The sequence below is a fragment of the Peptoniphilus sp. genome (genome assembly GCF_022767005.1).
GTDB lineage: Bacteria > Bacillota > Clostridia > Tissierellales > Peptoniphilaceae > Peptoniphilus_A.
In genome coordinates this window covers 1-21,049 of record NZ_JALEOV010000076.1, presented here as the reverse complement: position 1 = coordinate 21,049, position 21,049 = coordinate 1, and the positions used below count along the sequence as shown (strand labels likewise).

Here is a 21,049-nt window from a genome sequence, read left to right as displayed (position 1 = left end):
AATGGAAAGATGGTTTATTAAAAATAAAAAGGATCCAGGAATCGAATATAAAAAACTGGGCATCAATAATGTTATATATAAAATTTTAATTAATAGAGAGATTAATACTGAAGAAGAAATACAAAGTTTTTTGGAACCCATGCTTTCAAATTTATATTCACCTATACTTTTAAAGGATATGGTTAAAGCATCCAATTTAATTTTAAGTCATGTTGCCAAGAAAAACAAAGTTAGAATTATTGGTGACTACGATGTAGATGGCGTTACTTCAACTTATATTTTGTATTCAGGGCTTAATAGAATTGGTGCTGATGTGTCTTATGACATTCCTCATAGAGTCGAGGATGGTTATGGAATTAATAACAATTTAATTGACAGAGCCTTTAATGATGGCGTAAATCTTATCATTACTTGTGACAATGGAATTGCTGCAAGAGATGCAGTTTTTTATGCAAAATCTAAGGGAATTGATATTATTATAACTGATCATCACGAAGTCCCAAAAAAATTTGAAAATGATAAAGATATAGAATTAATTCCAGAAGCTAATGCAGTTATTAATCCAAAACAAAATTCTTGCAATTATCCCTTTGCTGAAATTTGTGGAGCAGTAGTTGCTTTTAAATTAATTGAATATTTATTTTTAATTAAAGGCGTGGACAAAGATGAATTTTACGAAAGTTTTTTGCCTTTCGCTGCCATAGCAACAGTTTGCGATGTAATGCCACTTAAAAATGAAAATAGAATAATTGTATCAGAGGGTTTGAAGTGTTTGAGAAATACTAAACACATTGGTCTTAACGCACTAATAGAGGTTTCTAATATAAATAAAAAGGATATAGATGTATATCATCTAGGATTTATAATAGGTCCAACTATAAATTCTAGTGGAAGACTTGATTCAGCAAAAGATGCTTTAGAATTATTACTTGAAAGTGACTATGATTTGGCTCTTGAAAAGGCAAGAAAGCTACGTGAACTTAATTATGAAAGACAAAAGCTTACCACTGAAGCCTTTGATGTAATTGATGAAAAAATAGCGAGAGAAAATCTTTTAGATAAACATAAGGTTCTTATATTATATGAAGAGGGACTTAATGAATCTATTCTAGGAATTGTTGCAGGAAAGATAAAAGAAAAATACTATAGACCCACAGTTGTACTAAGCAATTCCAAAGACCTAATAAAAGGATCTGGAAGAAGTATTGAAGAATACAATATGTTCCAAGAATTTTCAAAATCTAAAGGATTTTTAGTTACTTTTGGCGGACATAAAATGGCTTGCGGCATGTCACTTCCTTTTAAAAACTTAGATGAATTTATTAAAGATGTAGATGAAAAGGAAACCCTAACTAAAGAAGATTTAATTAGAAAAGTTTATATAGACGGAAATTTGGAATTAAAATATATTAGCATGAATTTAGTCAAAGAAATTGAAAGACTTGCACCCTTTGGAAATGGAAACTCTGCTCCAAAGTTTGGTGCTAAGAACTTAAAAATTAGCAATCTTAATATATTAGGGAAAAATAAAAACTTTTTAAAGATGAAACTTTTTCAAGATAATATAAATTATACGGCAACTTTATTTGAAGATTATAAAATATTTTTAAATAATCTTGCAAAATTTTACGGAAGGGAAGAAGTAATGGCGCTACTTCAAGGTAGACCATCAAATATTTTTATAGATATAATTTTTAATTTAGATTTGAATAAATTTAACGGGAATGTATCAATTCAATTAAAAATAAATAACTATAGAATTACAGGTGAAAATAATGTTAATTGATAAATTAATTCAAAAAGTAAAATCTTATAATGAAAACGCCGATTTTGATATGATAATTAATGCTTATAAAATGGCTGAAGAGCATCATAAAGGTCAAAAGAGAAATTCTGGAGAAGACTATATTATTCATCCACTTAATGTAAGCTTGATACTTGCTGATATGAATATGGATACATCAACTATTGTAGCAGGACTCCTCCATGATGTTGTAGAGGATACTGATGTTACTCTAGAAGATGTTAAAAATGAATTTGGTCAAGAAGTTGCAGATTTAGTTGACGGCGTTACAAAGTTAAAAAAATTAAATTATAAAAACAAAGAAGAAAAGCAAGCCGAAAATATTAGAAAAATGGTTCTTGCTATGGCGCAGGACATTAGAGTAATAATAGTCAAGCTTGCAGATAGACTTCATAACATGAGGACTCTTGAATACATGACTGATGCCAAAAAGATTGAAAAGGCAAAAGAAACTGTTGAGATTTATGCACCTATTGCCGATAGACTTGGTATGAGTAGAATCAAGTGGGAACTTGAAGATTTGTCTTTGAGATATCTGGATGAGCAAGGCTATTATGAACTTGTTGAAATGGTAAATAAAAGAAGAAATGAAAGAGAAGATCTTATAAATCATATTATTTCTATTTTAAAAGAAAATTTGGCAAAAGTTGGAATTAAATGTGAAATTAATGGAAGACCTAAGAATTTTTATTCTATTTATAAAAAAATGAAGAAAAAAGGAAAGGTTTTTGATGAAATTTATGATTTATCTGCAGTTAGAATCTTAACTAATTCAGTAAAAGATTGTTACGGTGCGCTTGGAGTAGTTCATACACTTTTTAAACCGATTCCAGGAAGATTTAAAGATTATATTGCAATGCCCAAACCTAACAAATACCAATCTCTTCATACAACTGTAATTGACAATAATGGAGAAACTTTTGAAGTTCAAATTAGAACTTATGAAATGCATCAGACTGCCGAATATGGTATTGCTGCTCACTGGAAGTATAAGGCCGGTGTTTCAAAGGAAACTGCTTTCGACGAAAATTTAACTTGGTTAAGACAACTTTTAGAGTGGCAAAAAGATTTAAATGACCCTGGAGATTTTATGGACACTTTAAAGATCGACTTTTTTGCCGATGAAGTTTTTGTATTTACTCCAAGAGGAGATGTAATAAATTTACCAGAAGGTTCTACTCCTATCGATTTTGCATATAGAATTCACTCTCAAGTAGGTAATACTTGTGTTGGGGCAAAGGTAAATGGAAGAATTGTGCCATTAAATTATACGCTTCAAAGTGGCAACATAGTCGAAGTAATTACAAATCCTAACACAAGTCCTTCTCTTGATTGGCTAAAAATTGTAAAAAGTCCACAAGCACGCAAAAAAATCTCTCAATATTTTAAAGCTAAGGACAAAGAAAAGAACATTGAAAGAGGAAGAGAGGCAATTGAAAGAGAAGTAAAGAAACAGGGTTATGAGGTTCACAAAATTTTGCGTGATGATTGGCTAGATCAAGTTAGAGATAAGCTAAATATGTTAAGTCTTGATGAAATGTATGCAGCAGTTGGGTTTGGGACTATTACAACAGCACAAGTAACTGCTAAACTTATTGATATTTATAATAAATTTTATAAAAAAGATGCAAAAGATGTTGAACAAATTGTTCAACTAAAGAAGAGATACAATAGCCAGGGAATTGAAGTTAAGGGCGTCGACGGTGTTAATGTAAGAATTGCAAAATGTTGCACACCAGTTCCCGGAGACGACATAGTAGGGTATATCACTATTGGAAGAGGCATATCTGTCCATAGGAAAGACTGCAAAAACATGCAAAACAATATTGATCCTTCAAGACTTGTTGAAGTTAAATGGCAAAGTAGTAATGCCACAAGTTACAGTGCATCTATTGAGATAAGAGCCTTTGACAAACCAAATGTAATTGGAGATATTGCTAATAGAGTAAATGATTCAAAATTAAGCATTTCTTATTTAAATGCTAAAGTTGTAAAAAGTGGAGATGCTGTAATTGACATAACAGTTGAGATTACTGATAGTGAAGAACTTGAAAGATTGATGGAAAAATTAAAGAGAATAAATAATGTTCTCGAGGTATATAGAGTAAAGGCGTGATTAAATGCGAGCAGTAGTTCAAAGAGTAAAGAGTTCTAGCGTATCTGTTGATGGAGAAATTATTTCAAAGATAGATAAGGGGCTAATGGTGCTCCTTGGAGTAGAAGTCAATGATGACGAAAAAGATCTAGACTATATTTTAAAAAAGGTGATTAAGCTTAGAGTTTTTGATGATGAAGATGGTGTGATGAATAAATCTTTACTTGACTATGGATTAGAAATTCTTGTAGTTAGTCAATTTACTTTATATGGAGACGTTAGAAAGGGGAACAGACCTAGTTATGTTCGTTCTGCTAAATTTGATGATGGAATTGTTTTGTACAAAAAGTTTATTGATGAACTTAAAAAGTTGAATGTAAAAGTTTCTCATGGAGAATATGGTGCAAATATGGACGTAGAACTTATTAACGATGGTCCTGTTACAATTTTATTGGATTCTAGTAAGGAATTTTAGGTGAATTATGGAATATAAAATTATTAAATTAGTTGTCGGAGAATTGCAGGAAAATTGTTTTATTCTTTTTGACGAAAATAAAAGCGCATTTGTAGTTGATCCCGGCGGATCAAGCGAAAATATCATTGAGGCAATTGAAAAAAATGATTTGAAAATAAAATATATATTGCTTACTCATGGTCACTTTGACCATGTAGGGGCAGTGGCTCAATTGGTGAAAAAATTTAATGCACCAGTATATTTAAATAAAAATGACAAAAACTTTTTAGAAAATCCAAGAGAAGTGCGAGAATCAGCCTTTGGACTTCAAATTGAGGCTTCAGATGTAGATGTATTTGTAGAAGATGGGGACGAAATTCCTTTTTCTGATGATACAATAAAAGTTATTGCAACTCCTGGACATACAATTGGTTCAGTATGCTATCTTTTTAAAAATTATTTGTTTGCAGGGGATACGTTATTTAACGGATCCATTGGAAGGACAGATTTTCCTGAATCTGACAATTCACTTATGATTGAATCTTTAAAAAAACTAAGGGAACTTGATGATGAAATTTATGTATTATCAGGTCATGGTCCAGAATCACAAATGGGTTATGAAAAAGCATCCAATCCTTATTTGAGAAGTTTATGATTACAATTGAAAATGAAAACGAAGGTCTAAAAAAGTCGATTTTTGAATTTTTTAGGATGAAACTTCCAAAGGATTATAAAGAACTAGATATTGATTTAAAAATAAAAGTCGAAGGCAAGATTATTAATATTGAAATTCTTGGAAGTGGAATTAAAAAAAGTGAAGAATTAATAATAAAAAAGGAAAATCCACACTTTATTATAAAGAGATTTTTATTTGATTTATTCTCAAATTATAAAGATTTTGATAGTAGCTTTGGAATTTTAACTGGTGTAAGACCATTAAAGCTTATTTCAAAAGTATTTGAAAGTAATTCATATGAAAATTCAAAAAAAATTTTATTTGATAAATATAGAATAAGTATAGAAGATACAAATTTTTTATATAGAGTATATAAGAATCAAGGAAAAATCAGAAATAATTCAAGTATAAAAAATTATAATGTCTATGTTCACATACCTTTTTGTCCAAGCAGATGTCTTTATTGTTCCTTTGACACAACTATTGAGAACAAGGAAAAGATGAATTTATACACAAAAAACTTAATTGAAGATATAAAAAACTACGAATTAAATTTTTTAAATTATCCAAATTCAATTTATATTGGAGGAGGGACCCCAACGTCAATTGGACTTAATAATCTAGAGAAAATTATTGATGCTATTTTAAAAAAATTTAAAAATACAAAGGAATTTACAGTTGAGTGTGGAAGAATTGACAGCCTTAATGTTGAAATTTTAGAGATGTTAAAGAATAATGGAGTTAATCGAATTTCTTTAAATCCACAAACTTTTAACGAAAATGTAATAAGTAAATTGAATAGAACTTCAAATGAAAATATTAGGTATTGGTTTGATAAGGCTAAGAAAATTGGTTTTGATGTTATAAATATGGATTTAATTATGGGATTACCTGGTGAAAGTAAAGAAAGTATATTAAATTCTATAAAAAAAGCAATAGAATTTTCTCCAGAAAATATTACACTGCACACTTTGGCACTAAAAAACGGTTCAAAACTTTTTGAAAATAGTTATATTAATAGAGAAGATTACAGCGATCTCTTGGAAAAATCTAAAACTCTTATGTTAAATTCAGGTTATGAGCCTTATTATCTATATAGGCAGAAAAAATCCGTTATCAGTTCAGAAAATGTTGGATATGCAAAAAAAGGTTATTCCTCAATTTACAATATTGTAATGATGGAGGAGCTTGAAAATATAATCGGTTTTGGACTTGGAGCCAGCACAAAAATTTTAGATTCAAAGGGAAAATTTAACAGAAATCTAAACTCTAAAAATCTTGAAGAATATTTAACAAGGAGATAAATTTTGAAATTAAGCAAAATTTTTAAAAATATAAATATTGTTGATGCAAATTTTAAAATAGATGAAAATAAAGAAGTAAAGAGAATAGCCTTTCATACGGATGATGTAGTAGAAGGTGCTATTTTTGTTGCAATAAAGGGATATATAACAGATGGACACAAATTTATTAAAAAAGCAAAGGAGCTAGGTGCAGAAATTGCCGTAGTGGAAGACTTTGTTGATGTTGATATAAATCAAATAAGGGTCCAAAATTCTAGAATTGCATTGGCAGACATGGCAACAAATTTTTATGAAAATCCATCAAAAAAAATTAAAGTGATTGGAATTACAGCAACAAACGGCAAGACAACTACGGCTTTTATGGTTGATTCTATCTTAAAAGAAGATAAAAGAAATACTGCAATTATAGGAACAGTTTTAACAAGATATGCAGATGTAAAAATTCCTTCAGTTCTTACTACACCAGAATCCCTAATTCTTCAATCTTATTTAAGAGATATGCTAGATAAAAACATTACAGATGTTACAATGGAAGTTTCATCGTCAGCACAAGAACTTTTTAGAGATAAAAATATTGATTTTGATATTGTTACTTTTAACAATCTTGGAAGAGAACACATAGATCAACATGGAAGTTTTGAAAAATATTTTCATTATAAATCAAGACTCATTAGATATGCAAAGAAGGATGCTATTGCAATTTTAAATGCAGATGATGAAATGATCTATTCTTTAAAAGATAAAACGAAAGCAAAAGTACTATCCTTTTCTTTGGAAAATGAGAATGCTGATTTTGGAATTTCTGATTTAGATTTATCTACAGGAAAGGGAAAATATACTTTTAATATTAATAGGGATGTAGAATTAAAAGATTTTACAATAAAAAAATCTAGCATTTCTATTGAACTCGGTTCTGTTGGATATTCTTCAGTAATGAACTCTGTAGTTGCTATTATTGTAGCATTATGTCTAAAAATTGATAGTAATGTAATTAAAGAGGCTCTTAAAAATTTTAAGGGCGTAGAAAGAAGATTTGAGTTGATTTTCGATGAAGATTTTAAGATTTTAGACGATCATTTTGCAAATGAAAAAAACATTGACGCTACTATGGAAACCCTTGAAATGATGAAATACAATGATTTAAACATATTATATGCAATAAGGGGAAATAGAGGAGTAGAAGTTAATAGAGAAATTACAGAAAGATTAGTTAAGTGGATTAAAATTTTAAAGCCAAAAAATTTATCTGCAACTTTATCTAGAGATACTGTAAAGAAAAAAGATAAAGTTACAGAAGACGAATTAAATATTTTTAAGTCAATTTTAAAAGAAAATAATATTGATTGTAAAATTTATGAAACTCTAGAAGAAGGTATAAATAATTCAATAGATTTATTAAAAAGTGGAGATGTACTTTTACTTGCAGGCTGTCAAGGAATGGATAAAGGAGCAAGGTTTGTAAAAGAAAAACTATTATGTGAGAATAAAGTTAGAGATATTGAGGGATTCTCTAATAGAATAGATAACAGAATCTGTTAAAGTTGAATTTTCAAAGACCTTGTTTTATAATTAAATTAGAAAATTATGAGAAACATTTAATTAAATAGATCGCTAATCGTTTTATAGTGTTAACGAATAAGCTCCAAACCATTTGAGGCTTGGAGTTTAATTTTTAGGAGGAAATATGGCTGAAAAAATGGGAAATCTCAAAAGAAGTAATTATTGTAATGAGATTTCAGAAAAAATGATTTCAAATGAAGTCACATTAATGGGTTGGGTTGCAAAACAAAGATCCCTTGGCTCAATTATTTTTGTAGACCTTAGAGATAGAAGTGGAATTGCTCAAATAGTATTTGATGACACATCTGGTGATGATCTTTTAGAAAAGGCATCTCATCTTCGCGGTGAGTTTGTAATTGCTATTAAGGGTAAAGTTAGAATGAGATCTTCAATAAATGAAGAACTTGAAACAGGAAGAGTTGAAGTTCTTGCAAGTGAACTTAAAATTCTAAGTGAGTCTGAAGTTCCGCCAATCTATGTTAAGGACAACGACAATGTATCTGAAAACATGAGATTAAAGTATAGAACTTTAGATTTAAGAAAACCAAGTATGCAAAAAAATCTAATGATTCGATCAAAAATTTATAAGGTAACTCGTGACTTTTTTTATGAGAATGGATTTATTGAAATCGAAACTCCAATGTTAACTAAACCTACGCCTGAAGGAGCAAGGGACTATTTAGTGCCAAGTAGAGTCAATCCAGGCAAATTTTATGCACTTCCTCAATCTCCACAACTTATGAAACAACTTTTAATGGTTGCAGGATTTGATAGATATATTCAAATTACAAAGTGTTTTAGAGATGAAGATTTAAGAGCAAATAGACAACCTGAATTTACTCAAATTGATATGGAGCTTAGCTTTGTGACTGAAGAAGACGTAATGGAAATTAACGAAAAATTTTTACAAAGATTATTTAAAGAAATTTTAAATAAGGACATTGAACTTCCATTAAAGAGAATGAAATATTCTGAAGCTATGGATAGATTTGGTGTTGATAAGCCAGACTTAAGATTTGGAATGGAACTTCATAACATTTCTGATATAGTTAAAGACTGTGGGTTTAAAGTATTTGAAGGAAACACTGAAAGAGGAAAAAGTGTTAGAGGCATAAAAGTTGACGGTGGAAGTGAGTTTTATTCAAAGAAGCAAGTTAAAAAACTAGAATCCTTTGTTAAGGATTTTAAGGCAATGGGATTATCATGGATTAGAGTTGAGGATGAAATTGAATCTCCAGTTGCAAAATTTTTATCAGAAGATAAAATGAATGAAATTATTAAGGCTTTTGATGCCAAAAAAGGTGATTTAATTTTAATTTTAGCGGATAAAAATTCAGTTGTTTATAGCGGACTTGGAAATCTTCGCAATAAAATTGCTAGAGATATGGATATTATAGACGAAAATGATTTTAAACTAACATGGATAACGGAATTTCCACTTTTTGAATATGATGAAGAAGAACAAAGATATGTTGCTATGCACCATCCATTTACTAGTCCAATGGACGAAGATCTTGATAAATTAACTACGGACAAAGAAAACGCAAGAGCTAAGGCCTATGATATTGTAATTAATGGTGATGAAATGGGAGGAGGGAGCATTAGAATAAATGATCCAGAAGTTCAAAAGAAGATGTTTGAAGCTTTGGGACTTTCTGATGAAGAAGCAGATGAAAAATTTGGATTCTTATTAGAAGCTTTTAAATATGGAGCACCACCACATGGAGGACTTGCTTATGGTTTGGATAGACTTGTAATGTTATTTACAAAAGCTAACAGCATAAGAGACGTAATAGCTTTTCCAAAAACTCAAGCAGCAACTTGTTTATTAACTGGTGCACCAACATATCTTACAGAAAAACAACTTGAAGAAGTTCATATAAAGGTATTAGAAGAAAAAAATAAAAAATAAAAGAAGAAAAAATAGGGTGATATAATGGAAAGTATTGGAATTGTTAGAGCAAAGAATAACAATAAAATTTTTGTGGAATTTACTAGGGAAAGTGCTTGTGGAGAAAGTTGTGAGTCTTGTAGTGCAAAATGTGCTGAATCAGAAAGCGAACTTTTTGAATTTCCAAACACATTATCTGCTGATATTGGTGATGTTGTAAAAATTAAAACTAGGGATAAGTCTATACTTTCATATAAATTTTTAGTATATGGACTTCCTTTAATTTTATTTATGTCTACAATTACAATTTCTTATTATTTAATGAGCAAAATGTTTATGAAAAATATTGAGCTAATATCACTTATTATGGGAATAATATCTCTTATTATTTCCTATTTAATTATAAAAGGAATAGATCACAAATTTCAAAAAGCAAACAAGGGTGATATTTTCCTCGAAAAAATGTAGGTGAGAAATGTTTAGTAAAAACTGGTATAAAATACTTTATATTTTTTCAGTTATAGTTTTTATTTTATCTTTGATATTTTTAATATATTCATTTGCAAACAAAAAATATTCTACTGAGTTAATTTCTGAGAATAAAAAAATTGAAGAGCAAATAAATTCTATTGAAAATAAATCTAAGGGCATCAGTGAGAATATTGATGCCCTAGAAATTGAATTTAATTTAAAGTCACAGGAATTTTATGAAAAATATGGCTATCAATTTGAATCAAATAAATCTGAAGAAATTAATAGATTAAAAGAAGATTATTTAAATAAAAATAAAGAAATAATTTCTGAAATAAAGGAAAGACTTATTGCTTATAGAGATTATTTTGATTCAGATATTTACAAAAAAGAAGGCTATGATAAATCTGTAAGTGACTTTTTAGAACTTTCTAGTAACTCAAATTTAGACAAACACGAGAATATTTATAATGAGATTAACGTAAAAGACTTAGTTGAAAATTCTAGTGGTTTTGTTAAAACTATTTTAGGACTAAATAAAAATTCTAAAGAGTTAAATGTACTGGTTTTTTACACATCAATATATAGTTCTAGTATTTATTTCTACATAAATAATGAGACATCTTCACTTAGTGAAATCTATTCAGATGTGAATAATTTATTAAATATTTATAAGGAAATTGAGAGAAAGGGTTATAAGACTGGAAAATTAAATTCTGAAAATCTAGTTTATTTGAATAAATTTATTCAAGAAAAAGTTTCTAATTATTATAAAAATCTTGGCATATTAAAGGCTTTAGAAAAGAGTGATAAAAATGAACAAAAGTAAAAATATTGTGTTATCAGTCATTTTCATCATTTTTTCTATAATTTTATCTTTTTTGGGATTTTCAAATTTAAAAGCTACTGGGTCATCATACTTTAATCTTTCAAGAACAAATTCTTTGTTGTTGGATAAAAAAGCTAAAGCGGAAGAAAAGTTCAAGGACTTAAGTCAAGAGAGTAATAACAAGAAATCAAAACTTGAAGTTATAAATAATGAAATAAATAAATTTGACATTATAAAAAATAAAACTTTAGAAATTGATAATATGAATAAAGAAATATTAGATTCAATGATTTCTTTTCGCAAAAATAATTTTAATGAGTTTTATAATATTGAAAACAAAAAACTTTATGATTATAAGTCCTTAAAGGGAAATTTTATTAAAGATAATATAACAGAAGATGATATTAAATCTAACTTACTCATGATTCAGTTTATTTTAAATTCATATTATAATTATGATTTAAATAGAAGTATAGCAAAACACAATCTTAAAGCTTATGAAAATTTAGGCATTATCGATTATTTAAAAAATGGAAACAATTATATGCTAAAATCTATTTTATTAAATGACAGCTCAAAATTTTCGCAATTAAACGAAGAAAAAGAAAATATATTAAAAGAGGAAGAAGAATTTTTTTCTATTTATGAAAATATTTTTGGCGAAAATGAAAATATAAAAATATTGAGTACTGAAAAGAATATAGGTATAAATGCAATCAATAACGAAAAAGATGAACAAGAAAATAATTTTAAATTATTAAACGCTTTTTGCATAGATATTTTAAATTCATCTGTGAATTATCTAGATAACTTTAAAATTGTTACAGAAAATGGAATTAGAAATTTAAAAGTTTTTGATAAAACTATTATGAGTGAAAAAAGTGAAGACAAAAAACTCACTATTACTTATTATAATAGAGTAAATGGCGAAACTTATACTTTGACAGAAGAAAGAGAATAACTCTTAAGTTTAGGAGAAAAATGAAGGATAAATTAATTAGAATAGATTACAATGGTAAAGAGATAATTTTAATACCAACAGCTCACGTATCTCAAGAAAGTGCTGAATTAGTTAGAGAAACTATTAAAGAAGAAAAACCAGATTCAATATGCATTGAATTGGATGAGCAAAGGTATAAAAATTTAAAGGATCCTGATGCTTGGAAAAATACAAATATTATAGATATAATTAAACAAAAGAAGGTTACACTCTTAATTGCTAATTTAATCCTTTCATCATACCAAAAAAATATTGCAAAAAAGCTAAAAACAAAACCAGGTCAAGAAATGATTGAAGGAATGAAAGCTTCAGAAGAGCTTGGCATTAATTTAGTTTTAGCAGATAGAAGTATTCAAACTACTTTTATGCGTATTTGGAGAAAAATGGGATTTTTTGAAAAAATTAAATTATTTTTCTCTTTAATGGCAATGGATGAAGATGAAGATGTGTCCGAAGAGGATTTGCAAAGGTTAATAGAAAGGGATAATTTAGAACTTGCAATTGAAGATATGGGGAAAGATTATCCTCAAATTGCCGCAACTCTTTTACATGAAAGAGATAAGTATTTAGCATATAATATTAAAAATGCACCTGGTAAAAAAGTTATTGCAATACTTGGTGCTGCACATACACTTGGTGTTGAAGAAGAAGTTTTTAAAAAACAAGATATTAATGAACTTGATAAAATTCCTCCGAAATCTTTTATGGGGAAGGTTGTTCCTTGGTTAATTCCAATTTTAATAGTTCTTTTAATTGCATTTGGGTTTAAACAAAATATGGATACAGGTATTGAGCAAATTAAGTCATGGTTTTTATTTAATTCAATACTTGCTGCTGTTTTTACAGCTCTTTGTCTTCCTCATCCACTTAGTGTGATTACAGCTTTTGTGGCAGCTCCCTTTACATCAATAAATCCAATGTTAGCATGTGGATGGTTTGCTGGACTTGTGGAAGCAAGCCTTAAAAAGCCAACGGTGGAAGATGTAAATAATATTCCTGATGATATTTTTAATATAAAAAGTTGGCTTAATAATAAATTTTTAAAGGCATTATTAGTTGTAATACTAGCTAATATTGGTTCATCAATTGGAACTATAATAGCAGGAAGTAAAATTATTCAAAGTTTATTTTAAAAAGGTAATGGAAAATCATTACCTTTTTTATTTTTCATGCTTTTTATTAATTCTCTTATTATTCTAACTAAACCTTGAGATAAAACTATACCAAGAGCAAGTGCAGAAGTAGTTAAAGTTGTTTTAATAACCTGCTCGCGCATCAATACATAATTAGATTCAATAAAGTAATACATAATATAGTACATTCCAGCACCAGGTACTAGAGGTATAAGACATGGTAAAGTAAAAACTGTGGCAGGCTTTTTAAAATGTATTGCAAAAGTTTCAGAAAATATACCAATTAAAAATGATGAAATTAAAAGGGAAATTATATAATTCCCACTAAAATCAAATAATAATTCATAGATAACCCATATAAAGCCACTAAGAGCTGAAGTGACAAGTCTAACTTTTTTTGGAAGTTTAAAATAAATTGTAAAGCCATATGTTGCAAGCATTGATAAAAAAAATTGAATCAGTATCTTCATATTATAAACCTCATAATTTTTAATCCAACTCCTACACCAAAGGCAATAGCAAGTGCAATAAAAAAGGCTTTAATCATAGTTATAGCACCCGTAATAAATTCTCCACTCATAATATCTCGAACTGAATTTGTTATTGCAACACCAGGTACAAGAAGCATTATAACACCGATAATAATATTATCAATATTTGAACCAAAGCCAAAATACGCAAATATAATGGCAAGAACTGATGTGATAAAAGCGCAGATAATATTATTTATAAAGAAAGAAAGTTTAAAATAGCTTAATTTTTCAAGAACCACTGAAATAAAAATTCCAATAATGAAACTTGCAAAAAAGTCTTTTATACTTCCTCCAAATAAAACTGAGAAGAAAGAAGATGTTATTCCACCAGAAATATAAATCTTCAATGGATTTTCTTCTGTTCCATCAATTTGAAAAAGTATGTCATAAGCCTCTTTAATTGAGAGATCTTTTGAGACAAATTCCCTTGAAAAAGAATTTACAGCATCAATTTTATATAAATTTGTGTCGGAAATAGTAATTTTTCTGAAATTGCTAAGAGTTTCACCTTCAAACTCCATAGAAATAAAAATTGCAGAGGGAAGAGCATAGGCAGATACATTAGAAATGTTTGAAACAGATTTACAAATTCTTTCAATAGTATCTTCAGCTCTATAACTTTCAGCTCCATTTTGAATTAACAGTGCACCTGTGAATAATGAAAGATTCATTAAATCCTTTGCATCTTTTATATTATTTAATACTTTTGCCATTATATCACCACATAAATTATACTATGGAGATTTTTTATTCTCAATTGTAAATACTAAATTGAATCTAATAATTTAATTTGTTATAATCAATAAGATAGGGGTGATTATATGGAAATGCCCATAGTTTCAATAATTGGCAGACCAAATGTCGGTAAATCTACTTTGTTTAATAAAATAGTAGGAAGAAAAATTTCAATAACAGAGGATACTCCAGGTGTAACTAGAGATAGAATTTATCAACCTGCATCATGGCTTAATTATAAATTTTTACTTGTTGATACTGGCGGACTTGATTTAAAAGATGAAGACATTTTTATGTCTAATATAAAGGCACAAATCGATATGGCATTAGAAACTTCTGATGTCGTAATATTTTTAGTAGATGGTGCTGAAGGATTGAATCCAACAGATAGAGAAATTTCAAATTTTTTGAGGAAAAACAAGACTAAAGTAGTTTTAGCGGTAAATAAATATGATTCGAAAATCACAAAAGAAAATATTTTTGATTTTTATGAATTAGGTTTAGGTGAACCCATTGGCATAAGTGCAGAACAAGGCATAGGTGTAGGTGATTTACTTGATGAAGTTGTAAGCGATCTTAAACCAATAAATGAGATGGAAGATGATGATAATATCAGAGTAACTTTAATTGGAAAGCCAAATATTGGTAAATCTTCGCTTTTAAATTATTTAACTGGAGAAAATCGCTCAATAGTTACAAATATTCCAGGAACTACTAGAGATTCAATTGACTCTTTAATTAAATATAAGGACAATGAATATATTTTTGTAGATACTGCTGGGCTTAGAAAAAAGAAAAAAATAATTCCAGGAGTTGAAAGGTATTCTGTTATAAGAACTCTTACTGCAATTGAAAGATCTAATGTATGCGTTCTTATGATTGACGCTCTTGAGGGTGTAACAGAACAGGACTCTAAAATTGTAGGTTATGCTCATGATAATAATAAGGCAATTATTATTGCAGTTAATAAATGGGACGCTCTTGAAAAAGAAACAAAGACTATGAAAAATTTTGAGAAAGATATTAGAACCAAACTTCCTTTTGTAACTTATGCTCCAATAATATTTATATCTGCAAAAACCGGTCAAAGAGTTAACGACTTTTTGGATTTAATAGAAGTTGTAAACAACAATTACAATCACAGAATTCAAACAGGAGTACTAAATGATATTTTAAATAGAGCTGTTTTAATGAATCAACCTCCATCTGATAAAGGAAAGAGAGGAAAATTATATTACGGTTCACAAGTAAGTGTCAGACCACCTAAATTTTTGCTTTCTGTAAATGACAAAGAATTATTTCATTTCTCATATCTTAGATATATTGAAAATCAAATTAGAGATAGTTATTCCTTTGCTGGAACTCCAATTATTTTGGAATTAAAAAATAGAATTAGTTCAAGAGCTGACAAAGGACCTAGAAGATGAATTATCTTATAGTTTTAATCCTCTCCTATTTTATAGGAACAATTTCCGGCTCCTATATTATTGGTAAATTATTCTTAGATAAAGATATTAGAAATTACGGTTCTGGAAATGCTGGCACAACTAATGCAATGAGAGTTCTTGGAAAAAAAGCAGGAGTTTTGACTTTTGCGATTGATTTTTTAAAGGGAGTGGCTGTAACTTATATTATTGGAAAAATTTTCGGAGTGGATTTTGTTCCACTAGGAATACTTGGAGCGGTAATAGGACATGATTTTCCATTTTATATGAGCTTTAGAGGTGGAAAAGGCGTTGCAACTACACTGGGCGCACTTGCACTTTTTAATTTTCCACTCACTTTAATATGTTACATTGTATGGGTTCTAGGAACTGTTCTCACAAAAATGGTTTCAGTTGGTTCAATTTTATTTTTCATTTCAATTATCATTGTCTACACTTTTATGTCTCAATTAAGTATTGCAAATATAATTTTGATTATTGTAATTGCTTTAATTGGAATAATAAGACATAAGGAAAATATAAAGAGAATTATAAATGGAAATGAAAATAAAATAGGAGGTAAAAAATGAATATCACACTATGTGGTGGTGGAAGCTGGGGAACTGCTGTTGCAAGGCTTTTGTCAAATAAAGGACATAATGTAAACTTCTATATTAGAAATAAATCTGTAGTAAATGATATAAAAAAAAATAAAGAAAATACAAAATATCTTCCAGGAGCTAAGTTTAATAGCGATATAAATCTAACCAATGAATTGTCTAGTGTTCTTGGCAATATTGATGTTTTTGTACTTGCAGTGCCAACTTCAAGTGCTAGAGAAATTTTAGAAAATATTAAGGGGAAGATTCCAAAAAAGACAATTATTGTAAATTTGTCTAAGGGTATTGAACTTGAAACACTAGATAGAATATCAGAGATTTCAGCTGAGGTTTTAAAAGATAATTCATTTGTTGCCCTTTCAGGTCCATCTCATGCCGAAGAAGTTGGAAGGGATATTCCAACAACAGTTGTGGTTTCGTCTACAGATTTGAAGGCAGCGAAAACTATCCAACATGAATTTTCTACTTCAATTTTTAGAATATACACAAATCCTGATTTAATTGGAGTTGAAATGGGAGGAGCTCTTAAAAATATTATAGCACTAGCTGCAGGAATGAATGATGGACTTGGCTATGGTGATAACTCAAAGGCTGCTCTTATGACTCGTGGAATTTATGAAATGAGTAAGCTTGGCATTGCAATGGGTGCAAATCCTCATACATTTAATGGCTTGTCAGGAGTTGGAGATTTAATAGTTACTTGCACAAGTATGCACTCAAGAAATAGGAGAGCTGGAATTTTAATTGGTAAGGGAAAATCCATGGATGAAGCTTGCAAAGAAGTTGGTCAAGTTGTGGAAGGTGTAAAAACTGTAAAGTCTGCTTATAAACTTTCAAAGCTAAAAAACATTGAAATGCCAATAACAAATGCACTTTACAAGGTACTGTATGAAAATTATGATCCAAAAAAGGCTGTATTTGATTTAATGACGAGAAAAAACAAGGACGAAATAGAGCAAATCTTTTTCGAATAATAACATATTGCGGGAGTTTGTGATATAATTATTTGATGAATAGGTGGTTATTTGAATAATTTTTTAAAAAAAAATAAATTTTTTAGGCGAAGGTTAATTGCTCTTTTATTATTTATTATTATCATGATATTTTTTACAAAATTAATAAGAGGCAATCGCATAAATAATTATAAAACAATTTTTCCAACTTTGACCACTTTTGAAAAAGACATTGATACAAAAATTTATAATCTATTTGAGGAAAAAACATATTTTTCTATAGGCGATGGCATTGCCGTTTTTCATGCTAGTGAAGGACAAAAAGTTCCAGCGGGTTATGAAGTTGCAAATTTAAATTTGATGGAAGATGTTTCTTCTTTAAAAGATGAGTTAAATAAGGTTAAAGCAGCATTAAAAATTAAAAAGGGGATTGAACCCGTAGAAAAAGAAAACAATCATAGTTTTACAAAAAATCTTCAGGAACAAATTAAGAATAAAAACTATTCTGGAGTTTATTTTGATATTAATTCCTCTGATGAAGCTTCTATAGAGAATATTAACGAGGCAGAGTTAAAAGATTATCTTTCATTATCTGAAGATGCTCTTGTGCTTAAAGAGAAGGATTTAGAAGAGAGGATTTCAAAATATAATTATTCATATGTTACTGAATTTAGTGGCATTGTTTCTTACAAAATAGATGGAAATGAAGATTATTTTAAAATTGATAATCTTGATAAGTTTACTTATAAATATCTAGACAAAGATTATAATTTTAAAAGTTTAGAAATGGAAACTAAAGTAAAGAATGGTGATCCTCTTTTTAAGATTATAAATAATCTTAATTGGAAAGTCGCTTGCACTATAAATAACGTATCACAGATTACAAATTACAACATTGGTGATTCAGTAAAGATTCAAATTCCTGATATAGAAAATTTATATGGCAATGTGGAAAAAATAAATAAGGATAAGGATCATGCAGTTATAATTGTAAGTTTAGATAGATATTTTGAAAATGTGTATTCAAATAGGATTCATGATGGAAAAATTATTGTAAATAAAACTAAGGGATTTGAAATTCCAAAATCCACTTTAATTGATAGAAATAATTTGACGGGAGTATACGTTCAAGAGATAAAGGGTCTTGTTAAATTTGTGCCAGTTGAAATAGTTAATGAAAATAGCGACAATGTATTTATTAATAAGGGCAACAAACAATCGGTGATTAATATTGGAGATAAGAGTTATAAAACTGTAACTGTTAATGATGCCATTGTATTGAGTCCAAAAACTGTGGATGAGTCAAGGATATTAAATTGAGGTGATATTTTGAATTTAGAAGAAAATTTAAAAAAACTTTATGAAGACATTGAGCTTGCAAAAGATCATTCTAACTTTAGAAGGGATGTCAAGCTAATTGCTGTTTCAAAGACACATCCTGTTGAAATGATAAAGGAATTTAATAAACTTGGTGTCATAGATTTTGGCGAAAATAAAGTTCAAGAGCTTGTTTCAAAAATTGAAGATAAAGAAATTGAAAATAAATTAAAAAATAATAAAATAAATTTTCATTTGATTGGCAATTTACAGACTAATAAAGTAAAATATATTTATGACAAAGTAGAATTAATTCAGTCTCTTGACAGAATAAAATTAGCTCAAGAAATTGATAAAAGAGCAGCAAGGGATAATATAAAAGTAAATTGTCTTGTTCAAATAAATATTGGCAATGAAGAAACTAAATCTGGCATAAAATATGAGAATACTGAAGATTTTATTTATGAACTTTTAGATTATAAAAATATAAATATTAAAGGTCTTATGGCAATTGCACCCAATAGTCCCGATGAGACTTTGCTAAGAAAATTATTTGAGAAAATGAATAATATGTTTGAAAATATTTCGTCAAAAAAATACGAAGGTGTTGAAATGAAATATTTATCAATGGGTATGAGCCATGATTTTAAATTGGCAATAGAAGAAGGATCCAATATGATTAGGGTTGGTTCTAAATTATTTGGAAATAGAAATTATAATTAGGAGGATATTATGGCAGAAAAAACAATGGACAAATTAAAGAAAATTTTCGGTTTTGCAGATGAATATGAATACGAAGATTTTGACGATGAGTTTGAAAATGATGTTAAGGAAAATGAAGTGGCTGAACCTACTTATACAACAAAGAGTATTACTCATTCTAAAGCTAAACCTAGAGTATCATCAAATGGTATGGTAATTACAGTCCACGAACCACTTTCTTATGATGAATCACCACTTATTGTCGATGATTTAAGAGATTTCAAAGCAGTTGTTTTAAATTTTGAACAACTTGACGTTGATGTAAAAAGACAAATTTTTGATTTTGTAAGTGGAGCTCTTTATGCAGTTGATGGCAAGATGCAAAAAGTTAATAAAGATATTTTTATCTTAGCACCAAACAATGTTGAAATCGATGGATTAAAAGAGCAACTTAAAAACAATGGAATGTTTCCTTGGTAAAATTAAATAGAATAGATTTAATTAATCATATAAACAGACCTGAGGAAAGGACTGCTATAAGGAAAGTTATTGATAAGATGGAGCATGTAATGAATAGTTATATAACTACATCTACTGACTTTTTAAATCCTCATGAGATTAATTTATCTATTTCCATTTTAAATAGGTTTAAAAATGAGATTTCCTATGAAGTTTTTGGGGGATATGAAGACAGTGAATCTAATATCATATATATTTATCCAAGTTTTAAATATGAGAATGATGCAGATGATATTGTCTTATTCAAATTTGAATCTAATGAAAAAATTAAACATAGCGATGTGCTTGGATCAATTTTGGGTTTAAGCATAGACAGACGAAAAATAGGTGATATTTTAATTGGCGAAAAATTCACTTATTTTTTTGTTAAAAGAGAAATTGCAAACTTCATAGAAATAAATCTCACAAAAATTTCCAAATATAGTGTTATTCTTAGTCGTGAAGAAAAAGCTCTAGATCTTCCTAAAAAAGAATTTGATTATAAAAAAATTATTGTATCATCTTTTAGACTTGATAATTTAATTTCAAAAGTTTTTAATTTATCAAGGTCAAAGGTAAAAAACATGATAAATAATGAACTTGTGAAAGTCAACTTTTCTGTTGAAACTAGATCTCATTTTGAACTAGATTTAGGCGACTTAGTTTCATTAAGAAAGTACGGGAGATTTAAAATTTATGATGTAGAGGGAAATACCAGAAAAGGAAATTTTGTAGTTATAGTGAGATTAAACAAATAAGGAGATATTATATTTTAAGGTCTTAGAATCACTGATTTTAAGCCTTTTTATTTTTTCCGTCAAAAATTCGTCAAAAACATTCAGATTAAGGCTCTTATTTGGTCAAACTTTTCTCCGATATTATCCTCATTCACTTCTACATAGGTATTCATAATTGTTTCTATCTCATCACCGATTACATAAGAGACTACAGTTAAGTCTATACCAGAGCCTACTAGGATTGTTGCCCTGGTATGCCTAAAGCAATGGGGTGATATTCTATATTTTTTAAAGTGGGTATAGAGACCTGGGT

Annotated in this window: 21 protein-coding genes; 18 read left to right on the top strand and 3 right to left on the bottom strand. The window is 28.6% G+C overall.

What is annotated here, in order from left to right; genetic code table 11:
• Position 1 precedes the first annotated feature (1 nt).
• The 11 genes from recJ (at position 2) to MR285_RS05880 (ending at position 13,217) form a co-directional block, all read left to right on the top strand.
• A complete protein-coding gene (gene recJ, locus MR285_RS05930; protein ID WP_293559005.1) occupies positions 2–1,786 on the top strand; it encodes a single-stranded-DNA-specific exonuclease RecJ in 1,785 nt (594 codons plus the stop codon).
• Positions 1,776–3,920, top strand: coding sequence for a bifunctional (p)ppGpp synthetase/guanosine-3',5'-bis(diphosphate) 3'-pyrophosphohydrolase (locus tag MR285_RS05925; protein ID WP_293559003.1), 2,145 nt, complete (start codon positions 1,776–1,778; stop codon positions 3,918–3,920). The genes recJ and MR285_RS05925 overlap by 11 nt, the downstream gene beginning before the upstream one ends.
• Positions 3,921–3,924: 4 nt before the next feature.
• Entirely contained in the window at positions 3,925–4,374 is a 450-nt protein-coding gene (gene dtd / locus MR285_RS05920; protein ID WP_293559001.1) for a D-aminoacyl-tRNA deacylase, read from the top strand.
• A 7-nt stretch (positions 4,375–4,381) separates the two neighbouring features.
• Positions 4,382–5,008 (top strand): MBL fold metallo-hydrolase, encoded by a 627-nt coding sequence (locus tag MR285_RS05915; RefSeq protein ID WP_293559000.1) that lies wholly within the window; start codon positions 4,382–4,384, stop codon positions 5,006–5,008.
• On the top strand, positions 5,005–6,333 hold the full coding sequence (hemZ, locus tag MR285_RS05910) for a coproporphyrinogen dehydrogenase HemZ (protein ID WP_293558998.1): 1,329 nt from the start codon (positions 5,005–5,007) through the stop codon (positions 6,331–6,333). The genes MR285_RS05915 and hemZ overlap by 4 nt, the downstream gene beginning before the upstream one ends.
• 3 nt (positions 6,334–6,336) lie before the next feature.
• The gene (locus MR285_RS05905) at positions 6,337–7,872 is read left to right on the top strand and encodes a Mur ligase family protein (RefSeq protein WP_293558996.1); all 1,536 of its coding nucleotides are present in this window, start codon (positions 6,337–6,339) and stop codon (positions 7,870–7,872) included.
• A 145-nt stretch (positions 7,873–8,017) separates the two neighbouring features.
• Positions 8,018–9,805 (top strand): aspartate--tRNA ligase, encoded by a 1,788-nt coding sequence (gene aspS, locus MR285_RS05900; RefSeq protein ID WP_293558994.1) that lies wholly within the window; start codon positions 8,018–8,020, stop codon positions 9,803–9,805.
• Between the two features lie 24 nt (positions 9,806–9,829).
• The gene (locus MR285_RS05895) at positions 9,830–10,252 is read left to right on the top strand and encodes a SoxR reducing system RseC family protein (protein WP_293558992.1); all 423 of its coding nucleotides are present in this window, start codon (positions 9,830–9,832) and stop codon (positions 10,250–10,252) included.
• A gap of 7 nt (positions 10,253–10,259) precedes the next feature.
• Positions 10,260–11,084: a hypothetical protein gene (locus MR285_RS05890; RefSeq protein ID WP_293558991.1), complete on the top strand. Its 825-nt coding sequence runs from the start codon at positions 10,260–10,262 to the stop codon at positions 11,082–11,084.
• Positions 11,071–12,045, top strand: coding sequence for a hypothetical protein (locus MR285_RS05885; protein ID WP_293558989.1), 975 nt, complete (start codon positions 11,071–11,073; stop codon positions 12,043–12,045). Before MR285_RS05890 ends, MR285_RS05885 begins: the two co-directional genes overlap by 14 nt.
• Positions 12,046–12,065: 20 nt before the next feature.
• The gene (locus tag MR285_RS05880) at positions 12,066–13,217 is read left to right on the top strand and encodes a TraB/GumN family protein (protein ID WP_293558987.1); all 1,152 of its coding nucleotides are present in this window, start codon (positions 12,066–12,068) and stop codon (positions 13,215–13,217) included.
• Here the strand turns inward: MR285_RS05880 and MR285_RS05875 are convergent.
• Together MR285_RS05875 and MR285_RS05870 are read right to left on the bottom strand one after the other, a co-directional pair.
• Complete coding sequence (locus MR285_RS05875; RefSeq protein ID WP_293558985.1) at positions 13,214–13,687, bottom strand: threonine/serine exporter family protein; 474 nt, start codon at positions 13,685–13,687, stop codon at positions 13,214–13,216. The two genes, MR285_RS05880 and MR285_RS05875, sit on opposite strands and share 4 nt — an antisense overlap.
• Entirely contained in the window at positions 13,684–14,463 is a 780-nt protein-coding gene (locus MR285_RS05870; protein WP_293558983.1) for a threonine/serine exporter ThrE family protein, read from the bottom strand. Before MR285_RS05870 ends, MR285_RS05875 begins: the two co-directional genes overlap by 4 nt.
• Before the next feature lie 108 nt (positions 14,464–14,571).
• Here MR285_RS05870 and der point away from each other — a divergent pair, with 108 nt between their 5' ends.
• From der to MR285_RS05835, 7 genes are all read left to right on the top strand, one after another.
• On the top strand, positions 14,572–15,912 hold the full coding sequence (gene der, locus MR285_RS05865; protein ID WP_293558981.1) for a ribosome biogenesis GTPase Der: 1,341 nt from the start codon (positions 14,572–14,574) through the stop codon (positions 15,910–15,912).
• The gene (plsY, locus tag MR285_RS05860; protein ID WP_293558979.1) at positions 15,909–16,499 is read left to right on the top strand and encodes a glycerol-3-phosphate 1-O-acyltransferase PlsY; all 591 of its coding nucleotides are present in this window, start codon (positions 15,909–15,911) and stop codon (positions 16,497–16,499) included. The genes der and plsY overlap by 4 nt, the downstream gene beginning before the upstream one ends.
• On the top strand, positions 16,496–17,503 hold the full coding sequence (locus MR285_RS05855) for an NAD(P)H-dependent glycerol-3-phosphate dehydrogenase (RefSeq protein ID WP_293558977.1): 1,008 nt from the start codon (positions 16,496–16,498) through the stop codon (positions 17,501–17,503). Before plsY ends, MR285_RS05855 begins: the two co-directional genes overlap by 4 nt.
• Before the next feature lie 51 nt (positions 17,504–17,554).
• The gene (locus tag MR285_RS05850; RefSeq protein ID WP_293558975.1) at positions 17,555–18,802 is read left to right on the top strand and encodes an HlyD family efflux transporter periplasmic adaptor subunit; all 1,248 of its coding nucleotides are present in this window, start codon (positions 17,555–17,557) and stop codon (positions 18,800–18,802) included.
• A gap of 9 nt (positions 18,803–18,811) precedes the next feature.
• A complete protein-coding gene (locus MR285_RS05845; RefSeq protein WP_293558973.1) occupies positions 18,812–19,522 on the top strand; it encodes a YggS family pyridoxal phosphate-dependent enzyme in 711 nt (236 codons plus the stop codon).
• Between the two features lie 9 nt (positions 19,523–19,531).
• On the top strand, positions 19,532–19,981 hold the full coding sequence (gene sepF, locus MR285_RS05840) for a cell division protein SepF (RefSeq protein WP_293558971.1): 450 nt from the start codon (positions 19,532–19,534) through the stop codon (positions 19,979–19,981).
• Positions 19,982–20,070: 89 nt separating this feature from the next.
• Entirely contained in the window at positions 20,071–20,757 is a 687-nt protein-coding gene (locus MR285_RS05835; RefSeq protein WP_293558969.1) for a YlmH/Sll1252 family protein, read from the top strand.
• Between the two features lie 80 nt (positions 20,758–20,837).
• Here MR285_RS05835 and MR285_RS05830 read toward each other — a convergent pair.
• Positions 20,838–21,049 (bottom strand): tyrosine-type recombinase/integrase (locus tag MR285_RS05830; protein ID WP_293558967.1); only part of this gene is annotated, 212 nt, incomplete at its 5' end.

Coding starts and splice junctions, on each gene's coding strand:
- MR285_RS05880 (WP_293558987.1), top strand. CDS start 12,066: ATGAAGGATAAATTAATTAGAATAGATTACAATGGTAAAGAGATAATT.
- MR285_RS05870 (WP_293558983.1), bottom strand. CDS start 14,463: ATGGCAAAAGTATTAAATAATATAAAAGATGCAAAGGATTTAATGAAT.
- MR285_RS05835 (WP_293558969.1), top strand. CDS start 20,071: ATGAATAGTTATATAACTACATCTACTGACTTTTTAAATCCTCATGAG.
- der (WP_293558981.1), top strand. CDS start 14,572: ATGGAAATGCCCATAGTTTCAATAATTGGCAGACCAAATGTCGGTAAA.
- MR285_RS05855 (WP_293558977.1), top strand. CDS start 16,496: ATGAATATCACACTATGTGGTGGTGGAAGCTGGGGAACTGCTGTTGCA.
- recJ (WP_293559005.1), top strand. CDS start 2: ATGGAAAGATGGTTTATTAAAAATAAAAAGGATCCAGGAATCGAATAT.
- MR285_RS05895 (WP_293558992.1), top strand. CDS start 9,830: ATGGAAAGTATTGGAATTGTTAGAGCAAAGAATAACAATAAAATTTTT.
- hemZ (WP_293558998.1), top strand. CDS start 5,005: ATGATTACAATTGAAAATGAAAACGAAGGTCTAAAAAAGTCGATTTTT.
- dtd (WP_293559001.1), top strand. CDS start 3,925: ATGCGAGCAGTAGTTCAAAGAGTAAAGAGTTCTAGCGTATCTGTTGAT.
- sepF (WP_293558971.1), top strand. CDS start 19,532: ATGGCAGAAAAAACAATGGACAAATTAAAGAAAATTTTCGGTTTTGCA.
- MR285_RS05915 (WP_293559000.1), top strand. CDS start 4,382: ATGGAATATAAAATTATTAAATTAGTTGTCGGAGAATTGCAGGAAAAT.
- plsY (WP_293558979.1), top strand. CDS start 15,909: ATGAATTATCTTATAGTTTTAATCCTCTCCTATTTTATAGGAACAATT.
- MR285_RS05925 (WP_293559003.1), top strand. CDS start 1,776: ATGTTAATTGATAAATTAATTCAAAAAGTAAAATCTTATAATGAAAAC.
- MR285_RS05885 (WP_293558989.1), top strand. CDS start 11,071: ATGAACAAAAGTAAAAATATTGTGTTATCAGTCATTTTCATCATTTTT.
- MR285_RS05890 (WP_293558991.1), top strand. CDS start 10,260: ATGTTTAGTAAAAACTGGTATAAAATACTTTATATTTTTTCAGTTATA.
- aspS (WP_293558994.1), top strand. CDS start 8,018: ATGGCTGAAAAAATGGGAAATCTCAAAAGAAGTAATTATTGTAATGAG.
- MR285_RS05875 (WP_293558985.1), bottom strand. CDS start 13,687: ATGAAGATACTGATTCAATTTTTTTTATCAATGCTTGCAACATATGGC.